The following is a 17,618-nucleotide window of genomic DNA, read 5'->3' on the forward strand; positions in this document are numbered from 1 at the left end:
TCATAAACCCCTTTGAGTTCAGGTTGGGGGCTTTGCTGTATATTCGTCTCCCATCGGACCAATGAGGGTCGACCAATGAGGGTGTCCAGGAGCTTGAGCTGGAAATGTGAACGCGGCGTGAGGTGCGTTGGCGTCCTACTTTATGTGCTCATCGGCTTGGCTGCTCTCCTGCTGTCTCCCACTGAATCGGCAGCGCACTCGCTGCATGTCAGTGCTCCTGAAAGCAAGGGCGCGTCCGCCGTTTTCAGCACCGATGGCGCTGGCAATGAAGATCCGACAGACGTCGAAATCCGCTCGTCCCCGACCGGCCTGAGTGGCGGATGCTCGGTTGTCGGCCTCGACGCCCCGAGGCAGATTGCGCTTCCGCGCGTCATGACGATGGGCGAGCGGTTGCGCCCCTTAAGCATTGGGCCTGCCCGGGACATCGCCCTTACCCCTCCCTGTCCCCCGCCAACCCGAGAACGCCGCGTCACCCTCGACTGATCCTGAACGATCCGACGACGAACGGAGTTTGACGATGAAGCGGAACATGATTGCCGCGGTCGCCCTTGCGGCCGTAATCGGCGCTGGTGCCACCACCGCGATCGCCCATGGCGGTGCCACCGGCGTGGTGAAGGAGCGCATGGAAGCCATGGAGGCGCTCGGCGACGCCATGAAGGAGTTGACCGCGATGATGCGGGGCCAGCAGGACTACAGCCCCGACCGGGTGCGTACCCTCGCTGGCACCATCGACAGCCACAGCGGCGCGGCGATGACCAAGCTCTTCCCGAAGGACAGCCTTGACCACCCGTCCGAGGCGCTGCCGGCGATCTGGAGCGACTGGGACCGGTTCAGCGCCCTGTCCGCCCAGCTCTCCACCTACGCGCAGGCTCTCGCCGCCGCGGCCGACAATCACCGGCCGGCCGGCAGCGCCCCGGGCGGCATGATGGGCCAGGGGACGATGCAGGGTCAGGGGATGATGCATGGCCAGGGCATGATGGGCGGCGGCATGATGGGCGGTGGCCAGGGTCCGACCGCCGAGATGCTGGCGCAGATGCCGCCCGACGGGGTGTTCTTCCATCTGGCCGACACCTGCTCCGCCTGTCACCAGAGCTTCCGCAAAAAGCAGAACTGATGGTCCGGACCTTCTGGATGATCGCCGGCACCGCCGTCCTCCTCGGCGGCGGTGCCGTGGCCTGGCTCATGGCCGGTCCAAGCGTGCCCGACCGCGACCTGACGGGCCTCTCCGGCGACGTGAATCGCGGGGCCTATGTGGCGCGCCTGTCGGGCTGCATCGCCTGCCACACCGACCCGGCGGGCGGCGGTGCCGTGCTGGCCGGCGGCGCCGGGATCGACACCGAGTTTGGCAGCTTTTTCGCGCCGAACATCACGCCCCACCCCGAGTATGGGATCGGGTCGTGGACCCTGGCGGAGTTCTCCCGCTCGCTGACCGCCGGGACGGCGCCGGATGGCGACCACTTGTTCCCGGTCTTCCCCTACAGCTTTTACACGAGGCTGACCGCCCAGGACGTGGTCGACCTCTGGGCGGCGGTGAATTCGGTTCCGGCCGTCGCCGGGGGGCCGCCCGAGCACCGGCTGCGATTCCCGTTCAACTGGACCCGCGGTGTCGGGTTGTGGAAGCGGCTGTATTTCGAGCCCGGGCCGCAGGCACCGGTAGAGGGCCGGTCGGACTCCTGGCTCCGCGGGCGCTACCTGGCGGAGGCCGCGGCCCATTGCGGCGCCTGCCATACGCCGCGGACCCTGCTCGGCGGCCTCGATTCCGACCGCACCTTCGAGGGCGGTACCGGGCCCGGGAACGAGAAGATCCCGGGGATCACGCCCGAAGCCCTGGCGCGCAAGGGATGGACCGCCGACGATCTGCGCTATGCCCTGCGGTCGGGGCTCACCCCGTCGGGCGACAGCCTGGGTGGCTCGATGGCCGAGGTGATCCGCTACGGGACGCGGTATTGGAGCGATGCGGATATCGCGGCCCTGGTCGAGTATCTGATGAATCCGGAACGCCCGGACTGACGCGACGGACCGAGCGGCTGCCTCCACCTGCCCGCCAGTGCAGACTGGCCTTGACCTTCCGGCTACTGGAAACCCTAAGGGTCATGAAGCGCCTCATCGCCATCGCCGCCATGCTCCTGATCATCCTGTCCACGGGGATGATGGGCTTGGCGGAACTGCACCGCGGCGGAACCAGCGGCCTGCCGGCGCCGCAGGTCGTGGCAATGCACGATGTCGATGGGACGCGCATGTCCGGACATGCGCACGGTCACGGTGATGGCAAGCACGACGGTGCCGGCCATCACAGCTCCTGCGCCATCGCCGGACACACCTGCGCCGGATATGTCACGCCCGAGTTGGAGACCGCGACCGGCATGTTCTACAGCCGGCAGGACTGGTCGGCACCGACCCACCGTCTCGCCGCAGGACTGAACGCGGAAGCGACCACACCGCCTCCTCGCGCCTGATCGACTGACGCCCCGCCGGAGCCATAGGCCCCGGCGACCGCATCGCCTGTCGATCAGCTGTTTTCTTGCGAGGCTACCTCCCATGAACACTCGTCTCATTTCGCGCGCCGCCGCGGCAGCGCTCGCCTTCACCCTGTCCATTCCCGGCATCGCTGCGGCCCAGATGTCCCACGGAGGCGGCCACGGAATGCCCGCCGCCATCGGTCAGCCGGGCGACGCCTCGGCGGTCTCCCGGACCGTCGAAATCACCATGCACGACAACTACTACGAGCCGGAGACCGTCTCCGTCTCTGCGGGCGAGACCGTCCGCTTTGTGGTGAAGAACGCCGGAGCCCTGGTGCACGAGTTCAATGTCGCCACAGCCGAGATGCACGCCGCCCACGGATCTGAAATGCAGATGCTTGTGGACCACGGGGTGCTGATGGCCGACCGGATCGACCGGGAGGCGGCCGAGAAGATGAAGGCCTCCATGGGTCATGGCATGCACGATGCCGGCAACAGCCTGCTGCTGGAACCCGGGCAGTCGGGCGAACTGATCTGGCGCTTCGAGCACGGCAAGGATCTTGAGTTCGCCTGCAACGTCCCGGGCCACTACCAGGCCGGGATGGTCGGCGACATCCGGATGGCTCACTGAGCGGCACAATCCAGGAAGCTGGGCCGCTTACGCGGCGGCCCGGCCCGTTCCCCCAGATCAGGAGACGCGTCGTGACAGCGACATCCCTTGCCCGGGCCTGCGCGCTCGCAGCCGCATTCACCCTCTCTCTCGCCTCCGGCGCAGCAGCCGGCGAGTACAATCTCACCGTCGACCGGGTCACCCTGGACACCGGCGACTTCACCCGGAGTGCCATCGGCTACAACGGATCGACGACGCCGACGGTGCTGCGCTTCAAGGAAGGCGAGGAGGTCACGATCAATGTGACCAACAACCTCGACGAGGACACCTCGGTTCACTGGCACGGGCTGATCCTGCCCTACCAGCAGGACGGCGTTCCCGGCATGTCCTTCGACGGCATCAAACCGGGCGAGACCTTCACCTACCGCTTCCCCATCGTGCAGAGCGGCACCTACTGGTTCCACAGTCATTCGGGCTTCCAGGAGCCGGACGGCGCCTACGGGGCGATCGTCATCGAGCCGGAGGGCCGTGAACCGTTCCGCTTCGACCGCGAGTACGTGGTCCAACTGGCCGACGCCCATCCCCATTCCGGCCACCGGATCATGCGGAACCTGAAGCTGATGCCCGACTACTACAACCGGCAGCAGCGCACCCTGCTCGACTTCCTGTCCGACAGCCGGGACCGGGGCCTCGCCGCCGCCCTCGACGACCGCGGCGCCTGGGGCGACATGCGCATGATGCCGACCGACGTGGAGGACCTTCAGGGCTTCACGCCGCTGATCAACGGCAAGGGCCCGCGGCAGAACTGGACCGGCCTGTTCGAGCCGGGCGAGCGCATCCGGCTGCGGTTCATCAATTCCTCGGCGATGACCTATTTCGACATCCGCATCCCAGGTCTGGAGATGACCGTCGTGCAGGCCGACGGCAACAACGTGCAGCCGGTCCCCGTCGACGAGTTCCGCATCGCCGTGGCCGAGACCTATGACGTGATCGTGCGTCCGACAGAGGACCGGGCCTATACGATCTTCGCGGAATCCATGGGGCGCACCGCCTTCGCCCGCGGCACCCTGGCGCCCCGGGAGGGAATGGAGGCCGAGGTCCCGGATCTGCGCGAACCGCCGCTCCTGACCATGGCCGATATGGGCATGGCCCACGGTGACCACGGGTCGATGGATCACGGCGCCATGGCGGAGGGGGCCATGGATCACAGGTCGATGGGGCATGGCGCAGGCCAGCCGACCCACACCATGCCGGACGGCTCCGTCATGCAGGGAATGAACCACGGAACCATGGACCACGGAACCATGAACCACAGCGCCATGGGGCACGGCTCGATGAGTCAGGACGCCATGCAGATGGCCGCGACAGACCCGTTCTACGCCCCGGGCAGCGGCCTCACGCCCCAGGCGGCGGATGGCGGCAAGTTCCTGTCCTATGCCGACCTGAAGGCGCAGAAGCCGCTCTACGAGCACCGCGACGCGACTCGGGAGATCGAGCTGCGTCTGACCGGCAACATGGAGCGCTACATCTGGTCGATCAACGGCGTGAAATACGCCGACGCCGAGCCGATCCGGCTGCAGTACGGCGAGCGGGTCCGCTTCAAGTTCGTCAACGAGACGATGATGACCCACCCGATGCACCTGCACGGGATGTGGTCGATCCTCGATGTCGGACAGGGGAAGTGGAACCCGGTCAAGCACGTGGTCAGCGTGTCGCCCGGCACGACCGTCTTCATGGAGACCGAGGTCGATGCGCCCGGCGTGTGGGCGTTCCACTGCCACCTCTCCTATCACATGGACGCCGGCATGTTCCGCAAGGTCATCGTCGAGGGCGGGCCCGCCGGCAAGAGCGCCGACCTTCCCGCAACACCGCGTCAGTCCATCGGAGGCTGATCCCATGCGCCGACATATCTTTATCGCCGCGGCCCTTGCGCCCGTCCTGGTCTGGACGGGCCCGGCCACGGCCGAACCGATGATCTACGGCCTTCAGGTCGAGCAGGCGGAACGCCGATTTGACGACGGGTCGGATCTCTATGCCTGGGATTTCGACGCCCTTGCCGGAACCGACGAGCTGAAACTCGTCTGGCGCAGCGAGGCGGAGTATCTGACCCAGAGCAGCCGGTTCGAGACGCTCGAGAACCAGCTGCGGCTGCAGATGCCGATCTCGACCTTCTTTGATGCGGCGGTCGGCGTCCGGCTGGACACGCCGGCGGGCGAGGATCGCGCCTATGGGGTGATCGGGGTGAAGGGCCTGGCGCCGCAATGGTTCGAGCTCGACGCCGATCTCTATGTCGGCGAAACCTCCTTCCTCCGGGTCGAGGCAGAGTACGAGGGGCTGATCACCAACCGGATCATCCTGACGCCCAGCCTAGAGCTGGACACCCCGCTGGGCGACGACGAGGCGCTCGGGGTCGGGGCGTTCGCACCGACCCTGGAGGTCGGCGCCCGGCTCAGCTACGACCTGCTCGACCGGGCGGTGGCGCCCTATATCGGCGTGCATTACGAGCGCCGGTTCGGCGAGACGGCCGACCTTGCGCGGGCAGAAGGCGAGCAGCGGGACAATCTCTACTTTGTCGTCGGCACGAAGATGCTGTTCTGACGTCGGCCCTGGATGACAGTCGATCGCGCGGGCCGTTGAGAGCCCGCGCGGTCAACGCCGGAAAAAAATGGTGATTTGCCTGGAACCTTCCTGCGCGGGAGCCTCGTTTACCAACCTCTGTGTCAGATTTGGCTGAGCGAGGTGGACATGAAATACGGTCAGTTCTTTCTCATGATCCTCACATCCACCGTGGTGATGTTCGGGCTCATGTATCTCAACACATATTTGCCGACACATATCTTCTGGTCTGAAACCCGCGCGTACATGGCGATCTTGATGGGCGCGACGATGGCCATCGTGATGCTCGCGTTCATGCTCTCGATGTACCCAAGCACCAAAGTTAATTCGGCGATCTTCGTGGGAGCGCTCGTGTTGTTCGCAGGCTCCTTGTGGCTGGTTCGCAGTCAGGTGACGGTCGATGACCGCTCATACATGCGGGCGATGATTCCCCACCACTCGATTGCGATCATGACGTCCACGCGCGCCGGACTCTCAGACCCCCGCGTCAGGAAGCTTGCTGACGAAATCATCTATGCGCAGGACAAGGAGATCGCGGAAATGAGGTACCTGATTTCCGCGATCGAGCAGTCCGGTGACTCGGCGGCAGTAGGCGATCAGCCTGCCAACACTGATCTCTCCATTGCAACCCTCGACGAAGCGCTATCGACGGCAGAGATCGGTGTTTTGGATCCTGAGTTCATCTCGGAAAACGAGATTGCCCAGGCATTCGCAGACGGAGCGGGCTGCACCTTCCACTACACCCAGGACAGCAAGCCCGTGCTCGCAATCGGTGAACAGGATGATGGAAGGTCGGCGATCCTGAAGATCAGTGGTGACCTTGTCCGCCTTTCGGAGGCAGGTTCTGCTGGGCGCGCAGCCGGTTCAACGCTTTCAGCGCCGGGGATCTCCCTTCAGATTACCGGTCGTAGAGGAGAGACCCTGTCGGGAGAGCAGGATGCCGCAGGCGCAGAGGCCGATCTTCTCCTTGAGGTCGACCGCGGGCTCGAGGCCGGCTACAGCGGCTTCTATCGGTGTGGAACCTGAACGACTGTCGAAGCTTGGGCGATACAGTTGACCCATAGCGGTTGCTGTATGTCTTATAGCCGCTCGACCAAGAGCGGACGTTCATCCGACGGCATGTGGCATGCTCCTCCTGGAGCTTACCAATCGGTAAATTGCACCAATTCCGGCGCTGAAATCAGTCCGACGCGCCGTCGATATAGACCCAGCCCGCGCCGTCGCGGCGAAACCGGCTGGTTTCGGTCTGGCGGCCCGTCCGGGTTCCCTGGCGCCAGGTGGCGGTGAAGCGGACCAGCGCGGTATCGGGGCCCGTCACCGTGTGACGCTCGACCGTCAGCCCGGTCCACACCTGGGCGGGGTCCAGTGTCAACACCAACGGCCGCGTCTCCGCTGCCCAGCTCTTCTGCAGATAGGCCACATCTCCCCGGCTGAACGCGCAGTAGCGGGAGCGCATCAGCTCCTCGGCGTCGCGTGCCGGCGCACCCGAATGCAGCCGGCCGCAGCATCCCACATAGCTCTTCCCGCTGCCGCACGCGCATGGTTCGAACACCTGTCTCTCCGTCGCTCCGGGGGACCCTGAAGGTACCGATGGTCCCTTGTACCGATCTCCTCGGCGCGAGACTACACCGCGCCAGGCCGGGTCCGTCGATCGGTCTCGACGCCCCGTGCCGACCGGGAGGGGATCGGCAGGACGATACCCTGAGCCCACCTAATCGGGGCTCAGAGACCGCTCGGTGCGGCGAAGCGGGCGGTGCCGGCCGTCTCCAGGACCCTGGCCACCCTGAGGCACAGGTCCTCGCGCCAGGGTGCGGCGATCACCTGCACGCCGATCGGCAGCCCGGACGTCGCCACCGGAACCGCGCAGACCGGCAGCCCGACCGCCGAGACCGGCTGGGTGAAGATGCCGATATTCGGGCGCAGCAGGACCTCCCGCCCCCGGATCGCGACCGTCCGCTGGCCGACGGCCGGTGCCGGAAACGGGGTCGCCGGGGCGATCAGCACGTCGATATGCCGGAACATCTCGACGAACCGCTCGGCATACCAGCGGCGCACCTGCTGGGCGCGGGCGTACCACGCGCCGGGGAGCGTGGCCCCGGCGACGAACCGGTCGCGGGTATCGGGGTCGAAATCGTCGAGCCGGGTGCGCAGGTTCGCAAGATGCAGGGCGGCACTCTCCACATTGGTGATCACGAAGGCCGCCGCCCGACCGGCGGCGACGCCGTCGACCTCGACCCGGTGCGCCCCGCCCAGCGTGGCCGCGACCGCCTCCACCGCAGCCGCCGCCTCCGGCATGCCCTCGGTGTCGAAATATCCGCCGAGGGTGGCGATGCGCAGGCCGTCGATACCATCGTCCAGCGATCCGGAGACCGGCTCCGCGGGACGGCCGGCGCAGGCGGGATCGCCGGAAGCGGGTCCCTGCATCGCATCGTAGGCGAGGGCCAGGTCGCGCACGCAGCGGGCGAAAGGCCCCAGATGGTCCAGGCTGTCGCAGAACGGGAAACTGCCCGCCCGGCTGAGCCGGCCATAGGTCGGCTTCAGGCCGAACACCCCGCAGAACGATGCCGGAACCCGGATCGACCCGTTGGTGTCTGACCCCAGGGTCAGGGCGGCGAGACCGGCGGCCATGGCCGCGCCGCTGCCGGACGACGAGCCGCCGGCCATCCGGGAGGTGTCGTGCGGGTTGCGGCAGGCGCCGTCATGGGCGTTCTCGCCGGTGAAGTCATAGGCGTATTCGCCCATGTTCAGCGCGCCGATCAGCACCGCGCCGGCCGCCGTCAACCGCTCGATCAGGACGCCGTCGCGGGTGGCCGGAGGCAAATCTCGGTTGATCTTCGAGCCGGCCAGGGTCGACAGACCCTGGATGTCGAACAGGTTCTTCACCGCGAAGGGAACGCCGGCCAGCGGCGGCAGCGGCCTGCCGGCGGCCCGGTCCGCGTCCACCGCCCGCGCCCGGTCCAGGGCCCGCTCGGCGGTGACGGCGGTGAAGGCGTTGACCGCCGGGTTCACCGCGGCGATCCGGTCGAGCGCCTCCCTGACCACGGTTTCCGCGCCGACGGACCCGGCGGCGACCGCTTCGGCCACCCGCCAGGCCGGGGAAAAGGCATCGAGGCCGCTCATCGCTCCTCCTCCGCCGCGGGGAGGGTATAGACCGGCGCCAGGGCCAGGGTGCCTTTCGGAACCGGGGCGGCCTCCAGGATGGCGGCCATCTCGGCGGCGATGGTCAGGAACGGGGCCACGGCGGCGATCCGCTCCTCGGTCAGGTCCAGCCCGAGGACCGGGGCCAGGGCACGGATAGAAGCGTCGGCATCGAATTCGGGATCGGCCATGGGCTCCTCCGGGCTGAGGGGAACGTCTAGGGAGACGGCGGCAGCAGGCTCACATGGGCGGCGACCACCCGCCATCCCTCGGGCATCCGGACCCAGGTCTGGCTCTGGCGACCCATCCGGCCGTTGGACAGCCGGCGGTATTCGGTGAAGGCGGTGGCATGGTCGCGGCCGTAGGTGGTGATGACGGTGCGGGTCAGTTCTCGGGCGATGTCGCTGACGTCGCGGGCGCTGCGGTAGCCGGCGATCTCCGGATAGCCGTACAGCGCCTCCTGCGGGCCGTAGCGGATCGTCTTGTCCGCCTCCCAGAACAGTTCGTTCAGCACGACGACGTCGTTGGCCATCAGCGCCGCCTCGTACCGCGCGAACGCGGCGGTCACCTCGGCCAGGGTTTCGGGGATGTCGATCTCCATCGCGCGCTCCTATTCGGCCGCCTTGGCGAGGGCCGCCCCCGCCGCGAGAGCGGCCGGCGGCATCGGCGTGGCCTCCAGCAGGCTGCGGGTATAGGGGTCGCGCGGCGACTGCATGACCGCCTCTGCCGTGCCCTCCTCCACCACCCGGCCCTGGCGCATGACGATGACCCGGTCGCAGAGCAGGCGGACCACATGCAGGTCGTGGCTGACGAAAAGGTAGCTGACGCCCAGCTTGGCCCGCAGCTCCGCCAGCAGGTTCAGCACGATGGCCTGGATCGAGACGTCGAGCGCGGCGGTCGGTTCGTCCAGGATCAGCAGCCGGGGCCGCGAGGCGAGCGCCCGGGCGATGCCGACCCGCGCCTTCTGGCCGCCGGAGAGCTGGTGTGGAAACCGGTCGAGCAGGGTCAGGGGCAGGCCGACCTGGGCCGCCAGTTCCTCCACCCGTCCCGACGGCGTCTCGTCGGTCAGCCGCCGGATCGGATCGGCGATCGCCTGGCGGGCGGTGAAGCGCGGGTTGATGCTGTCCGTGGCGTCCTGGAACACCATCTGCAGGCTGCCGCGCCGCGGATCGCGGGCGAACTTGGCGGCCGGAGTGTCGGTCAGCGTCCTGCCGTCCAGCAGGATCTCGCCGCCGGTCGGGTCGAGCAGCCGCATGATCATGGAGGATGTGGTGGACTTCCCGCATCCGCTCTCGCCGACCAGGCCCAGGGTCTCGCCCTCCCGGATCTCGAAGGAGATACCGTCCACCGCAACGGACTCCGATGCCCCCCGACCGAACACCTTGCGCAGCTCGCGGACCTGCAGCAGCGGAGGTCCCAGGACCGGCCGGGCCGGCGACGGCACCGGCGGCTCCACCAGGTCGCCGACCTCCGCACCCGGCCTCGGCGTGGCGCGGATCAGGCGGCGGGTATAGGCGTCCTTGGGATCGGCGAAGAGGGTCTTGGGATCGCCCGCTTCGACCACCGCACCGTCCTTCATGACGACGATCTTGTCGCAGTATTCGGCCGCCAGTCCCAGGTCGTGGGTGATCAGGACGGAGCTCATGCCCCGGCTCCTGGTCAGATCGGCCAGCAGGTCCATCACAACCTTCTGGGTGGTCACGTCCAGGCCGGTGGTCGGCTCGTCGGCGATCAGCAGGCGCGGGTCGCAGGCCAGCGCGATGGCGATCACCACCCGCTGGCACATGCCGCCCGACAGCTCGAACGGGTAGGCCTCGTAGCGCGCCTCCGGATCGGCGATCCGAACCGCCCGCAGCGCCTCGATCGCCTTGGCCCGCGCGGTCGAGCGGGTGGCCCGGTTGTGGCGGCGCAGCACGTCCTCGATCTGGTGGCCGACCTTGCGGATCGGGTTGAGGGCGGCACGCGGGTTCTGGAACACCATGGAGATCTCGCGGCCGCGCAGCTCGCGCATCTCGCGGTTCGACAGGCCGGTCAGGTCGATGCCGTCGAAGCTGATCCGGCCGCCGGCGATCCGGCCGCTGCGCTCCAGGATGCGCATGACGGCGTAGGAACTAACCGACTTGCCGGATCCGCTCTCGCCGACGATCCCCAGGGTCTCCCCCTTGGCCAGGGAGAAGCTCACCCCGCGCACCGCGGTCACCGTACCGCGCCGCGTGGAGAAGGTGACGTTGAGATCCTGGACGTCGAGGAACATCGTCTAGGTCCTTTGTCTTGGATCGAAGATGTCGCGCAGCCCGTCGCCCAGCAGGTTGAAGGCGAAGACGGCGGTCATCAGGGCGAGACCGGGGAAGACGGCGAGCCACCATTCGCCGGAGACGACGAAGTTGGCTCCCTCCGCCACCATGATCCCCCACTCCGCGGTCGGCGGACGCACGCCCAGGCCGATGAAGGACAGGCCGGCGGCGTTCAGGATCGCCCAGCCCAGGTTCAGGGAGATCTGCACCATCATCGGCGGCAGGGCGTTGGGAAAGATGTGGAAGGCCAGCACCTGCAGGTCGGTGTTGCCGGACAGCCGGGCGGCCTGGGCGAAGCCGGCATTGCGCCGGATCCGCACCTCGGCCCGGGCGACGCGGGCGTAGAACGGCACGTTGATGATGGCGGTGGCGTAGATGATGTTCTCCACCGTGTTGCCCATGGCGGCGACGATGCCCATGGCCAGCACGAACAGCGGGAAGGCCATGATCGTATCGACCAGCCGGCCGGTGACGCCGTCGATCCAGCCGCCCCAATAGCCGGCGGCCGAGCCGATTGCCGCCCCGACCACGAAGGACAGGGCGACGGCGGCGACCGAGATCATCAGGTCGAGCCGTGTGGCCACCAGCACGCGCGAGAACACGTCGCGGCCGAGATTGTCGGTGCCGAACCAGTGATCGGCGGACGGCGGCTGCAGGGCGCGGGCCGCGTTGGATTCCAGCGGGTCGTACGGGGCCAGCACCGGGCCGAGGATCGCCACCAGCAGGATCAGCGCGAACAGGGCGAAAGCGAAGGCGGTGATCGGGTTCTCGCTCAACACGTAGACGACGTGGTCGAGAAAGCCGCGTTCGCGCGTGTCGGGCGTGGTGGCGCTCATGGTCTAGCCCTCCCGGGTGCGCGGATCGACCAGCGTGTAGACGATGTCGATCGCGAGGTTGAGCAGGACGAACAGGATCGCCATGGCGAGCACGAAGCCCTGCACGGCCGCATAGTCGGAGACCACCAGGGCCTCCACCGCGTAGGAGCCGATGCCGGGCCAGGAGAACACCTTCTCCACCAGCACGTTGGCCCCCAGCATAAAGGAGAAGACCATGCCCAGGGTCGTCACCACCGGCAGCATGGCGTTCTGGAAAGCGTAGCCGAGCACTACCTGCCCCTCGCCGAGCCCGGCGGCGCGGGCGGTGCGGACATAGTCCGAGGACAGGGCCTGGAGCATGGCGGCCCGCGCCATGCGGGCGAGCGGCGCCAGGGTGAACAGCGCCAGGGTGGTGGCCGGCAGGATGAGCTGGCTGAGGGCGCCGAGCGCGGTCTCGACATCGCCGTCGAGCAGCGCATCGACCACGTAGAAGCCGGTCACGTCCGGCGGCGAGAGATAGACGAAATCCAGCCGGCCGAGCGGCGACGGCGCCCAGCCCAGCAGGTAGTAGAAGACATAGACCAGCACGATCCCGGTGAAGAAGGTCGGCAGCGACACCCCGGCGGTGACCAGGCCGCGGCAGGCATGGTCGATCCAGCTTCCCTGATGCACCGCCGCGGCGATGCCGAGCGGCAGGGCGATGGCGCAGGACAGCAGCAGCGCCGTCAGGGTCAGTTCAAGGGAGGCCGGCAGCCGGCGGGTCAGTTCCTCCACCACCGGCTGGCCGGTCGACAGGCTGCTGCCCAGATCGCCCTGCAACAGGTCGCGGACATAGTGGAGGAACTGGATCGGCAGGGGCCTGTCCAGGCCCATGGCGGCCCGGATCTCGGCGATCGAGGCCTCGGTGGCGGCGGGGCCCGCGAAATAGGCTGCCGGGTCGCCCGGCAGCATCCGCGTCAGGATGAAGCTGACGATGACCACACCGACCAGGGCCGGAAGCGCCTGCAGGCTGCGGAACAGCACCAGTTTCGTTCGCGGGCCCATGGCCGTTACGCCTTGAAGCCGCGGGCGTCGAGCTGGCGGTGGAACCAGTACTCGTAGCCCGACATGTCGCGGGTACCGACGTTGAGGGCCGGCTGGAACAGGGCGATACGCGGCACCTCGTCCCAGACGATCTCGATCATGCGCTTGATCTTCGGCGCGTAGTCCGGGTGATCGTCGGGGATGTGCAGGGTCTCGTTGGTGAGGGTCTCGATCTCCTCGTTGCGGTAGTTCGAGGAGTTGAAGAGGTGCCCTTCCAGATAGGCCCAGAAGAAGTAGTAACAGGGGTAGTTCAGCCAGCCGCCGAAGGTCTCCAGATGCAGCGGCAGCCGCTTCTCCACCAGCGAGGCGGTGCGCCAGTTGGCACCGGGGATCTTCTCGATGGTCGCCTTGATGCCGATCTTCGCCAGGTTCTCCTGCACCAGCAGGGCGGTCGGCTCCATCCAGTCCGACTGGTCGAGGGCGATCGACAGCGGCACCTCGAACCCGTCCTTGTAGCCGGCCTCCTCCAGCAGGGCCTTCGCCTTGTCCAGGTCGGTGGTGTAGGGGAAGGGCTGCGGCCAGGCGATGTCGGAAGGCGTGGTCGAGGACCCGCCCCACATCGGCACGCCGCGCTCATAGGCGGCGGTCTGGAAGATATCGGCATACGGCACCGACCAGGCGATGGCCTGGCGCACCTTCTTGTCCTTGAAGGGCTCGAAGGCGAGGTTCGGGCACAGGCAGTAGATCGCGTTCTCGATCGGCGTCGAGTGGATCGTCAGCCCGTCGGTGGCGGACAGCTCCTTGGCGTCCTTGTTCGGGATATCGAAGGAGACCTGGATGTCGCCGCGCTCGAACAGGGCCCGGCGGGTCGCCTGGCTCGGCACCTCGCGCACGATCACCCGCTTCACCTCCGGCACCGGACCCGAGGTCCAGGCGTCGTTGCGCTCGTAGACGAGCTGCTGGCCCGGCTCCCAGCGCGCCACCTTGAACGCGCCCGATCCGGCCGGGGTCTTGTGCAGATATTCGGTGGCCCAGGGGTCGTCGGTGGTGGCGTTCGCTTTGGCGACCTTGGAGTTGATGACGATCGCCACCGGCACCGCCAGGTCGGGGATGGTCAGCTTGGAGGGGCGGATCGTGTGGATCTTGAAGGTGAACTCGTCCACCGCCTCGAACTGCTCCGGCTTCTCGAGCGACCCGGCCTTCATCTGGACGGTCGGGAAGCCGCCCAGGGTGACGGCGCGGTCGAACGACCACTTCACGTCCTCCGCCGTGATCGGCGATCCGTCCCAGAATTTCCCGTCCTTGCGCAGCTTGAAGATGATGGCGCTGCCGTCCTCGGCGGTCTCCCAGCTCTCGGCGATCTCCGGCACGATCTGGGAGTAGTCGTAGGACAGGCTGCCGTCGGCCAAGGTCTTGGTGCCGAAGCTGACCAGCCGGTCATAGGCGTTCACCGCCACCTGATAGCTCGGCCGGTTGGTGCCGGAGCGATGGATGTCGAGGCTGTTGATGGTCTGGCCCATGGCCACGACGATCACACCATTCGGCGCCGCCGCAGCGGGCAGCGAGCGGATGAAAGGCAGGGAGCCGGCGCCGAGAACGGCCGCACCCTTCAGAAAATCGCGCCTGCGCATGTGTCTCTCCTCCTGTTCGGTCGTGCGGATCGTGGTGCCGGTCAGGGAACGGCTCCCTGCCGGCCTGCGGCGGCGGCGAGATAGGCCCGCCAGCCGCCGAATTCGGTGATGTCGGTGGCCCCCTGCAGCCCGGCCACCTCGCAGATAAAGCCGTTGACAGTGCGGCCGTCGGCCAGCGTCACGGTGCCGATGCCGAGCGGTGCCGGGATGCCGGCCATAAAGGCGCCGAAGCGGTCGAGCGGCAGGGCCCAGAGCTCCAGGGCGATGGCGCTGCCGGTGGCGTCGCGCACCAGGCCCGGCCGGAACGGCGGGCCGCCGGCGAGCCGATAGAGCCGGTAACCGGGCGCGGTCGAAGCGGCGGCGAGGAAGCGGCCGCCGAGCCGGGTCAGTTCGCCGTTCAGCGGCAGGCCGGACATGTGCGCGCCGACGGCGGCGACGACGATCTCGTCGGCGCCCGGCGTCGGTGTGGGCTCGGCCACCTGGGGCAGCGGCCACCCGGTGGCGCCCAGCGTCACGCCCGCCCCCCGATGCAGCCGCGAGGCCAGGGCAGCGCTCAGGCCGTCCCGGCCGGCGCGGGCCAGCAGGGTGACGCTGGCCGGCCGGCCGTCGCTGCGGACCCCGGTCGGCACGGCGATGCCGCAGAGGCCGAGCAGGTTCACGAAGTTGGTGTAGGTGCCGAGCGTGGAGTTCGGGCCGATCGGGTCGGCCTCCAGATCGGCGACGGTGAAGAAGGTCGGGATCGTCGGCACACAGAGCATGTCGATGCCGGCCATCGCCGCCTCGCAGGTCCGGCGCAGAGCCTCCATCCGATAGAGACTGTTGAAGGTGTCGGTGGCGGAGAACCTTGTGGCGGCCCCGACGATCTGGCGGATCACCGGATGGACCGCCTCGGGGTCCTTGTCCATGAGCGGGCCGACCACCGCGTGTCGTTCGGCGACCCAGACGCCGCCATAGAGCATCTCGGCGACCTGGTAGAATGGGGTGAAGTCGAGCTCGACGGTCTCTCCGCCCGCTGCCCGCACGGCCTCCAGGGCGGCGGCGTAGGAGGCGGCCTGCACGCCGTCGCCGAAGAAGGTCAGCGAGCCGGCATCGGGAATGCCGATCGTCAGCTTCGGCGGCAGGGTGCCCAGATCCGGAGTTGCCACGGCTTTCGAGAAGGCATCGGCCGGATCGTGGCCGGCGGCGGACTGGAAGGCGCGATAGGCGTCCTCCACCGTCAGCGCAAAGACGGAAATGGTGTCGACGGTCCGGCACGCCGGCACCAGCCCGCTGGCGGAGAGCGAGCCGACGGTCGGCTTCAGCCCGACGATGTTGTTCAGCGCCGCCGGCACCCGGCCCGAACCAGCCGTGTCGGTGCCGAGCGCGAAGCTGACCAGCCCGCGGGCCACGGCGACGGCAGAGCCGGAACTGGAGCCGCCCGGAACGATCTCAGGGTCGAGCGCGTTCTTCGGCACCGGATAGGGCGAGCGCACGCCGACCAGGCCGGTGGCGAACTGGTCGAGGTTGGTCTTGCCGACCAGGATCGCCCCGGCCGCCCGCAGCTTCGCCACCGTGAAGGCGTCCACCTCGGCCTCATAGGCGTAGGCGGGGCAACCGGCCGTGGTCGTCTCGCCGCCGGCGTCGATATTGTCCTTGATGGCGAAGGGCACGCCCCAGAGCGGTTTGGCGCTCCGGTCGAACGGGCCGAGCCGGGCGGCCTCAAGCTGAGCCTTCTCGGGGTCGATCAGAGTGATGAAGATGCCGGGATCGCCCGCCGCCGCGATCCGCCGGTAGCACTCGGCCACGATCTCGCCCGGCTTCGCGCCGGACTCATAGGCCGCGTGGAGCGAGGCGATGTCGAATGGCAGATCCTGCAGGGTATCGATCGGTCCCACTCGGGTCTCCGTTCTTCTGTGTTCTGATTGCTTGTCCGGCATGTCGCGGATGCGAAGAGGCATCCGCCCAAGCCGCCGGTTTGGCTTGTCATTCCCGACAATTCCGCGGGCGCCGGGGCCACCACACCGATCTCGCACCTGCGATAGAGGGATCGTGCGGAGTGTGAGTGCTGATGTCTTCTGCTATGATTGCACCGAGGCGCTGCAAGAAATGCAGCGGTCTCGGGGACCCTTGCGGAGATGTCGATGCGCCACCTGACCACGTTGCTTTATATCGACGCGGTGGCGCGGGCCGGGTCGATCCGCAAGGCGGCCGACAGCCTCTCGATCACCTCGACCGCGCTGAACCGCCGGTTGCTGGCCATCGAGGAGGATCTCGGGGTCCCCATCTTCGAGCGGCTGCCCCGGGGCGTGCGCCTGAACGCCGCCGGCGAGCTGCTGATCCAGCACATCCGCCATCAGATCTCCGACATGGCGCGGGTCCGCTCGCAGATCGCCGATCTGTCCGGAGAACGCCGGGGTCACGTCTCGATCGCCTGCAGCCAGGCGGTGCTCGTCTATCTGCCGGGGCAGATCGCCCGCTACCGGGCCGAGCATCCCGGCGTGACGTTCGGCGTTTTCCGACGCGACCGCGCCGCCGCCGAGCAGGCGCTGGTGGATCACACTGCCGATCTCGCCCTGGTCTTCGAACCGATCCGGCTGGCCGAATTCCAGACGATCCTCACCGTGCGCCAGCAGGTTCACGCCATGCTGTCGCGCGACCATCCGCTCGCCCGCCGGGAAAGCCTGCGACTGCGGGAATGCCTGGAATATCCGATCGCCCTGCCGACCCAGGGATACGGCGTGCGCCATCTGCTGGAAATCGCGCTGGTGGACTCGCCGATCCGGCTAACGCCGGCCATCGAGTCGGACAGTTTCGAATTCCTGCGCTACCAGGTGATCACGGAGGGGATCGTGTCGTTCCAGATCCCCATCGGCTTGGCGCAGGACAGTCTGCCGCCGGGCATGGTCACCGTCCCGATCGACGAGCGCGACGTGCCGACCGGCCTGATCTATGTCGGCCAGTTGCGCGGCCGCACCCTGCCGGTGGCCGCCGCCCGCTTCGCCGATCAGCTGACCAAGGATCTGGTCGAGCAGTACGAGTGACCGCCGGCGCCG

General features: G+C 67.9%; 17 protein-coding genes. 8 read left to right on the forward strand and 9 right to left on the reverse strand.

The features are described 5' to 3' along the window. The first annotated feature begins 517 nt into the window (after positions 1 to 517). The 7 genes from T8K17_RS00160 to T8K17_RS00190 all read left to right on the forward strand — a co-directional run bounded on the left by T8K17_RS00160 (position 518) and on the right by T8K17_RS00190 (position 6,711). Positions 518 to 1,114: a cytochrome c gene (locus tag T8K17_RS00160; protein WP_322332508.1), complete on the forward strand. Its 597-nt coding sequence runs from the start codon at positions 518 to 520 to the stop codon at positions 1,112 to 1,114. Then, on the forward strand, positions 1,114 to 2,010 hold the full coding sequence (locus T8K17_RS00165; RefSeq protein ID WP_322332509.1) for a cytochrome c: 897 nt from the start codon (positions 1,114 to 1,116) through the stop codon (positions 2,008 to 2,010). Before T8K17_RS00160 ends, T8K17_RS00165 begins: the two co-directional genes overlap by 1 nt. Positions 2,011 to 2,093: 83 nt before the next feature. Continuing rightward, the gene (locus T8K17_RS00170) at positions 2,094 to 2,456 is read left to right on the forward strand and encodes a hypothetical protein (RefSeq protein ID WP_322332510.1); all 363 of its coding nucleotides are present in this window, start codon (positions 2,094 to 2,096) and stop codon (positions 2,454 to 2,456) included. 82 nt (positions 2,457 to 2,538) lie between these two features. Further along, the gene (locus tag T8K17_RS00175) at positions 2,539 to 3,090 is read left to right on the forward strand and encodes a cupredoxin domain-containing protein (RefSeq protein ID WP_322332511.1); all 552 of its coding nucleotides are present in this window, start codon (positions 2,539 to 2,541) and stop codon (positions 3,088 to 3,090) included. Positions 3,091 to 3,161: 71 nt separating this feature from the next. Continuing rightward, positions 3,162 to 4,961 (forward strand): copper resistance system multicopper oxidase, encoded by a 1,800-nt coding sequence (locus T8K17_RS00180; RefSeq protein ID WP_322332512.1) that lies wholly within the window; start codon positions 3,162 to 3,164, stop codon positions 4,959 to 4,961. Positions 4,962 to 4,965: 4 nt separating this feature from the next. Further along, a complete protein-coding gene (locus tag T8K17_RS00185) occupies positions 4,966 to 5,667 on the forward strand; it encodes a copper resistance protein B (RefSeq protein WP_322332513.1) in 702 nt (233 codons plus the stop codon). Between the two features lie 147 nt (positions 5,668 to 5,814). Then, complete coding sequence (locus T8K17_RS00190; RefSeq protein WP_322332514.1) at positions 5,815 to 6,711, forward strand: DUF305 domain-containing protein; 897 nt, start codon at positions 5,815 to 5,817, stop codon at positions 6,709 to 6,711. A gap of 154 nt (positions 6,712 to 6,865) precedes the next feature. On the opposite strand, the gene T8K17_RS00195 is transcribed toward T8K17_RS00190, so the two are convergent. The 9 genes from T8K17_RS00195 to atzF all read right to left on the reverse strand — a co-directional run bounded on the left by T8K17_RS00195 (position 6,866) and on the right by atzF (position 16,460). Continuing rightward, positions 6,866 to 7,237: a YchJ family protein gene (locus tag T8K17_RS00195; protein WP_322332515.1), complete on the reverse strand. Its 372-nt coding sequence runs from the start codon at positions 7,235 to 7,237 to the stop codon at positions 6,866 to 6,868. A 170-nt stretch (positions 7,238 to 7,407) separates the two neighbouring features. Continuing rightward, a complete protein-coding gene (locus tag T8K17_RS00200) occupies positions 7,408 to 8,805 on the reverse strand; it encodes an AtzE family amidohydrolase (RefSeq protein WP_322332516.1) in 1,398 nt (465 codons plus the stop codon). Beyond that, on the reverse strand, positions 8,802 to 9,014 hold the full coding sequence (locus T8K17_RS00205) for an AtzG-like protein (protein ID WP_322332517.1): 213 nt from the start codon (positions 9,012 to 9,014) through the stop codon (positions 8,802 to 8,804). Before T8K17_RS00205 ends, T8K17_RS00200 begins: the two co-directional genes overlap by 4 nt. Before the next feature lie 26 nt (positions 9,015 to 9,040). Beyond that, positions 9,041 to 9,424: an oxalurate catabolism protein HpxZ gene (gene hpxZ / locus T8K17_RS00210; RefSeq protein WP_322332518.1), complete on the reverse strand. Its 384-nt coding sequence runs from the start codon at positions 9,422 to 9,424 to the stop codon at positions 9,041 to 9,043. Between the two features lie 9 nt (positions 9,425 to 9,433). Then, positions 9,434 to 11,077 (reverse strand): ABC transporter ATP-binding protein, encoded by a 1,644-nt coding sequence (locus T8K17_RS00215; protein WP_322332519.1) that lies wholly within the window; start codon positions 11,075 to 11,077, stop codon positions 9,434 to 9,436. A gap of 3 nt (positions 11,078 to 11,080) precedes the next feature. Further along, the gene (locus T8K17_RS00220; protein WP_322332520.1) at positions 11,081 to 11,953 is read right to left on the reverse strand and encodes an ABC transporter permease; all 873 of its coding nucleotides are present in this window, start codon (positions 11,951 to 11,953) and stop codon (positions 11,081 to 11,083) included. Positions 11,954 to 11,956: 3 nt separating this feature from the next. Further along, entirely contained in the window at positions 11,957 to 12,976 is a 1,020-nt protein-coding gene (locus T8K17_RS00225; protein ID WP_322332521.1) for an ABC transporter permease, read from the reverse strand. Positions 12,977 to 12,981: 5 nt separating this feature from the next. Next, complete coding sequence (locus T8K17_RS00230) at positions 12,982 to 14,586, reverse strand: ABC transporter substrate-binding protein (protein WP_322332522.1); 1,605 nt, start codon at positions 14,584 to 14,586, stop codon at positions 12,982 to 12,984. 41 nt (positions 14,587 to 14,627) lie between these two features. Continuing rightward, positions 14,628 to 16,460: an allophanate hydrolase gene (gene atzF / locus T8K17_RS00235; RefSeq protein WP_322332523.1), complete on the reverse strand. Its 1,833-nt coding sequence runs from the start codon at positions 16,458 to 16,460 to the stop codon at positions 14,628 to 14,630. Positions 16,461 to 16,706: 246 nt separating this feature from the next. On the opposite strand from atzF, the gene T8K17_RS00240 reads away from it, so the two are divergent. Continuing rightward, positions 16,707 to 17,606 carry a LysR family transcriptional regulator gene (locus T8K17_RS00240; RefSeq protein WP_322332524.1) on the forward strand — a complete coding sequence of 300 codons (900 nt, stop codon included), beginning with the start codon at positions 16,707 to 16,709 and terminating at the stop codon, positions 17,604 to 17,606. The last annotated feature ends 12 nt before the right edge of the window (positions 17,607 to 17,618 follow it).

Origin of the sequence: Thalassobaculum sp. OXR-137 (assembly GCF_034377285.1) — a bacterium.
GTDB lineage: Bacteria > Pseudomonadota > Alphaproteobacteria > Thalassobaculales > Thalassobaculaceae > Thalassobaculum.

Bases quoted from the DNA above. Each gene is read 5' to 3' on its own strand.
- T8K17_RS00160 (WP_322332508.1), top strand. From the start codon at position 518: ATGAAGCGGAACATGATTGCCGCGGTCGCCCTTGCGGCCGTAATCGGC.
- T8K17_RS00165 (WP_322332509.1), top strand. From the start codon at position 1,114: ATGGTCCGGACCTTCTGGATGATCGCCGGCACCGCCGTCCTCCTCGGC.
- T8K17_RS00170 (WP_322332510.1), top strand. From the start codon at position 2,094: ATGAAGCGCCTCATCGCCATCGCCGCCATGCTCCTGATCATCCTGTCC.
- T8K17_RS00175 (WP_322332511.1), top strand. From the start codon at position 2,539: ATGAACACTCGTCTCATTTCGCGCGCCGCCGCGGCAGCGCTCGCCTTC.
- T8K17_RS00185 (WP_322332513.1), top strand. From the start codon at position 4,966: ATGCGCCGACATATCTTTATCGCCGCGGCCCTTGCGCCCGTCCTGGTC.
- T8K17_RS00190 (WP_322332514.1), top strand. From the start codon at position 5,815: ATGAAATACGGTCAGTTCTTTCTCATGATCCTCACATCCACCGTGGTG.
- T8K17_RS00200 (WP_322332516.1), bottom strand. From the start codon at position 8,805: ATGAGCGGCCTCGATGCCTTTTCCCCGGCCTGGCGGGTGGCCGAAGCG.
- T8K17_RS00205 (WP_322332517.1), bottom strand. From the start codon at position 9,014: ATGGCCGATCCCGAATTCGATGCCGACGCTTCTATCCGTGCCCTGGCC.
- hpxZ (WP_322332518.1), bottom strand. From the start codon at position 9,424: ATGGAGATCGACATCCCCGAAACCCTGGCCGAGGTGACCGCCGCGTTC.
- T8K17_RS00215 (WP_322332519.1), bottom strand. From the start codon at position 11,077: ATGTTCCTCGACGTCCAGGATCTCAACGTCACCTTCTCCACGCGGCGC.
- T8K17_RS00220 (WP_322332520.1), bottom strand. From the start codon at position 11,953: ATGAGCGCCACCACGCCCGACACGCGCGAACGCGGCTTTCTCGACCAC.
- T8K17_RS00225 (WP_322332521.1), bottom strand. From the start codon at position 12,976: ATGGGCCCGCGAACGAAACTGGTGCTGTTCCGCAGCCTGCAGGCGCTT.
- T8K17_RS00230 (WP_322332522.1), bottom strand. From the start codon at position 14,586: ATGCGCAGGCGCGATTTTCTGAAGGGTGCGGCCGTTCTCGGCGCCGGC.
- T8K17_RS00240 (WP_322332524.1), top strand. From the start codon at position 16,707: ATGCGCCACCTGACCACGTTGCTTTATATCGACGCGGTGGCGCGGGCC.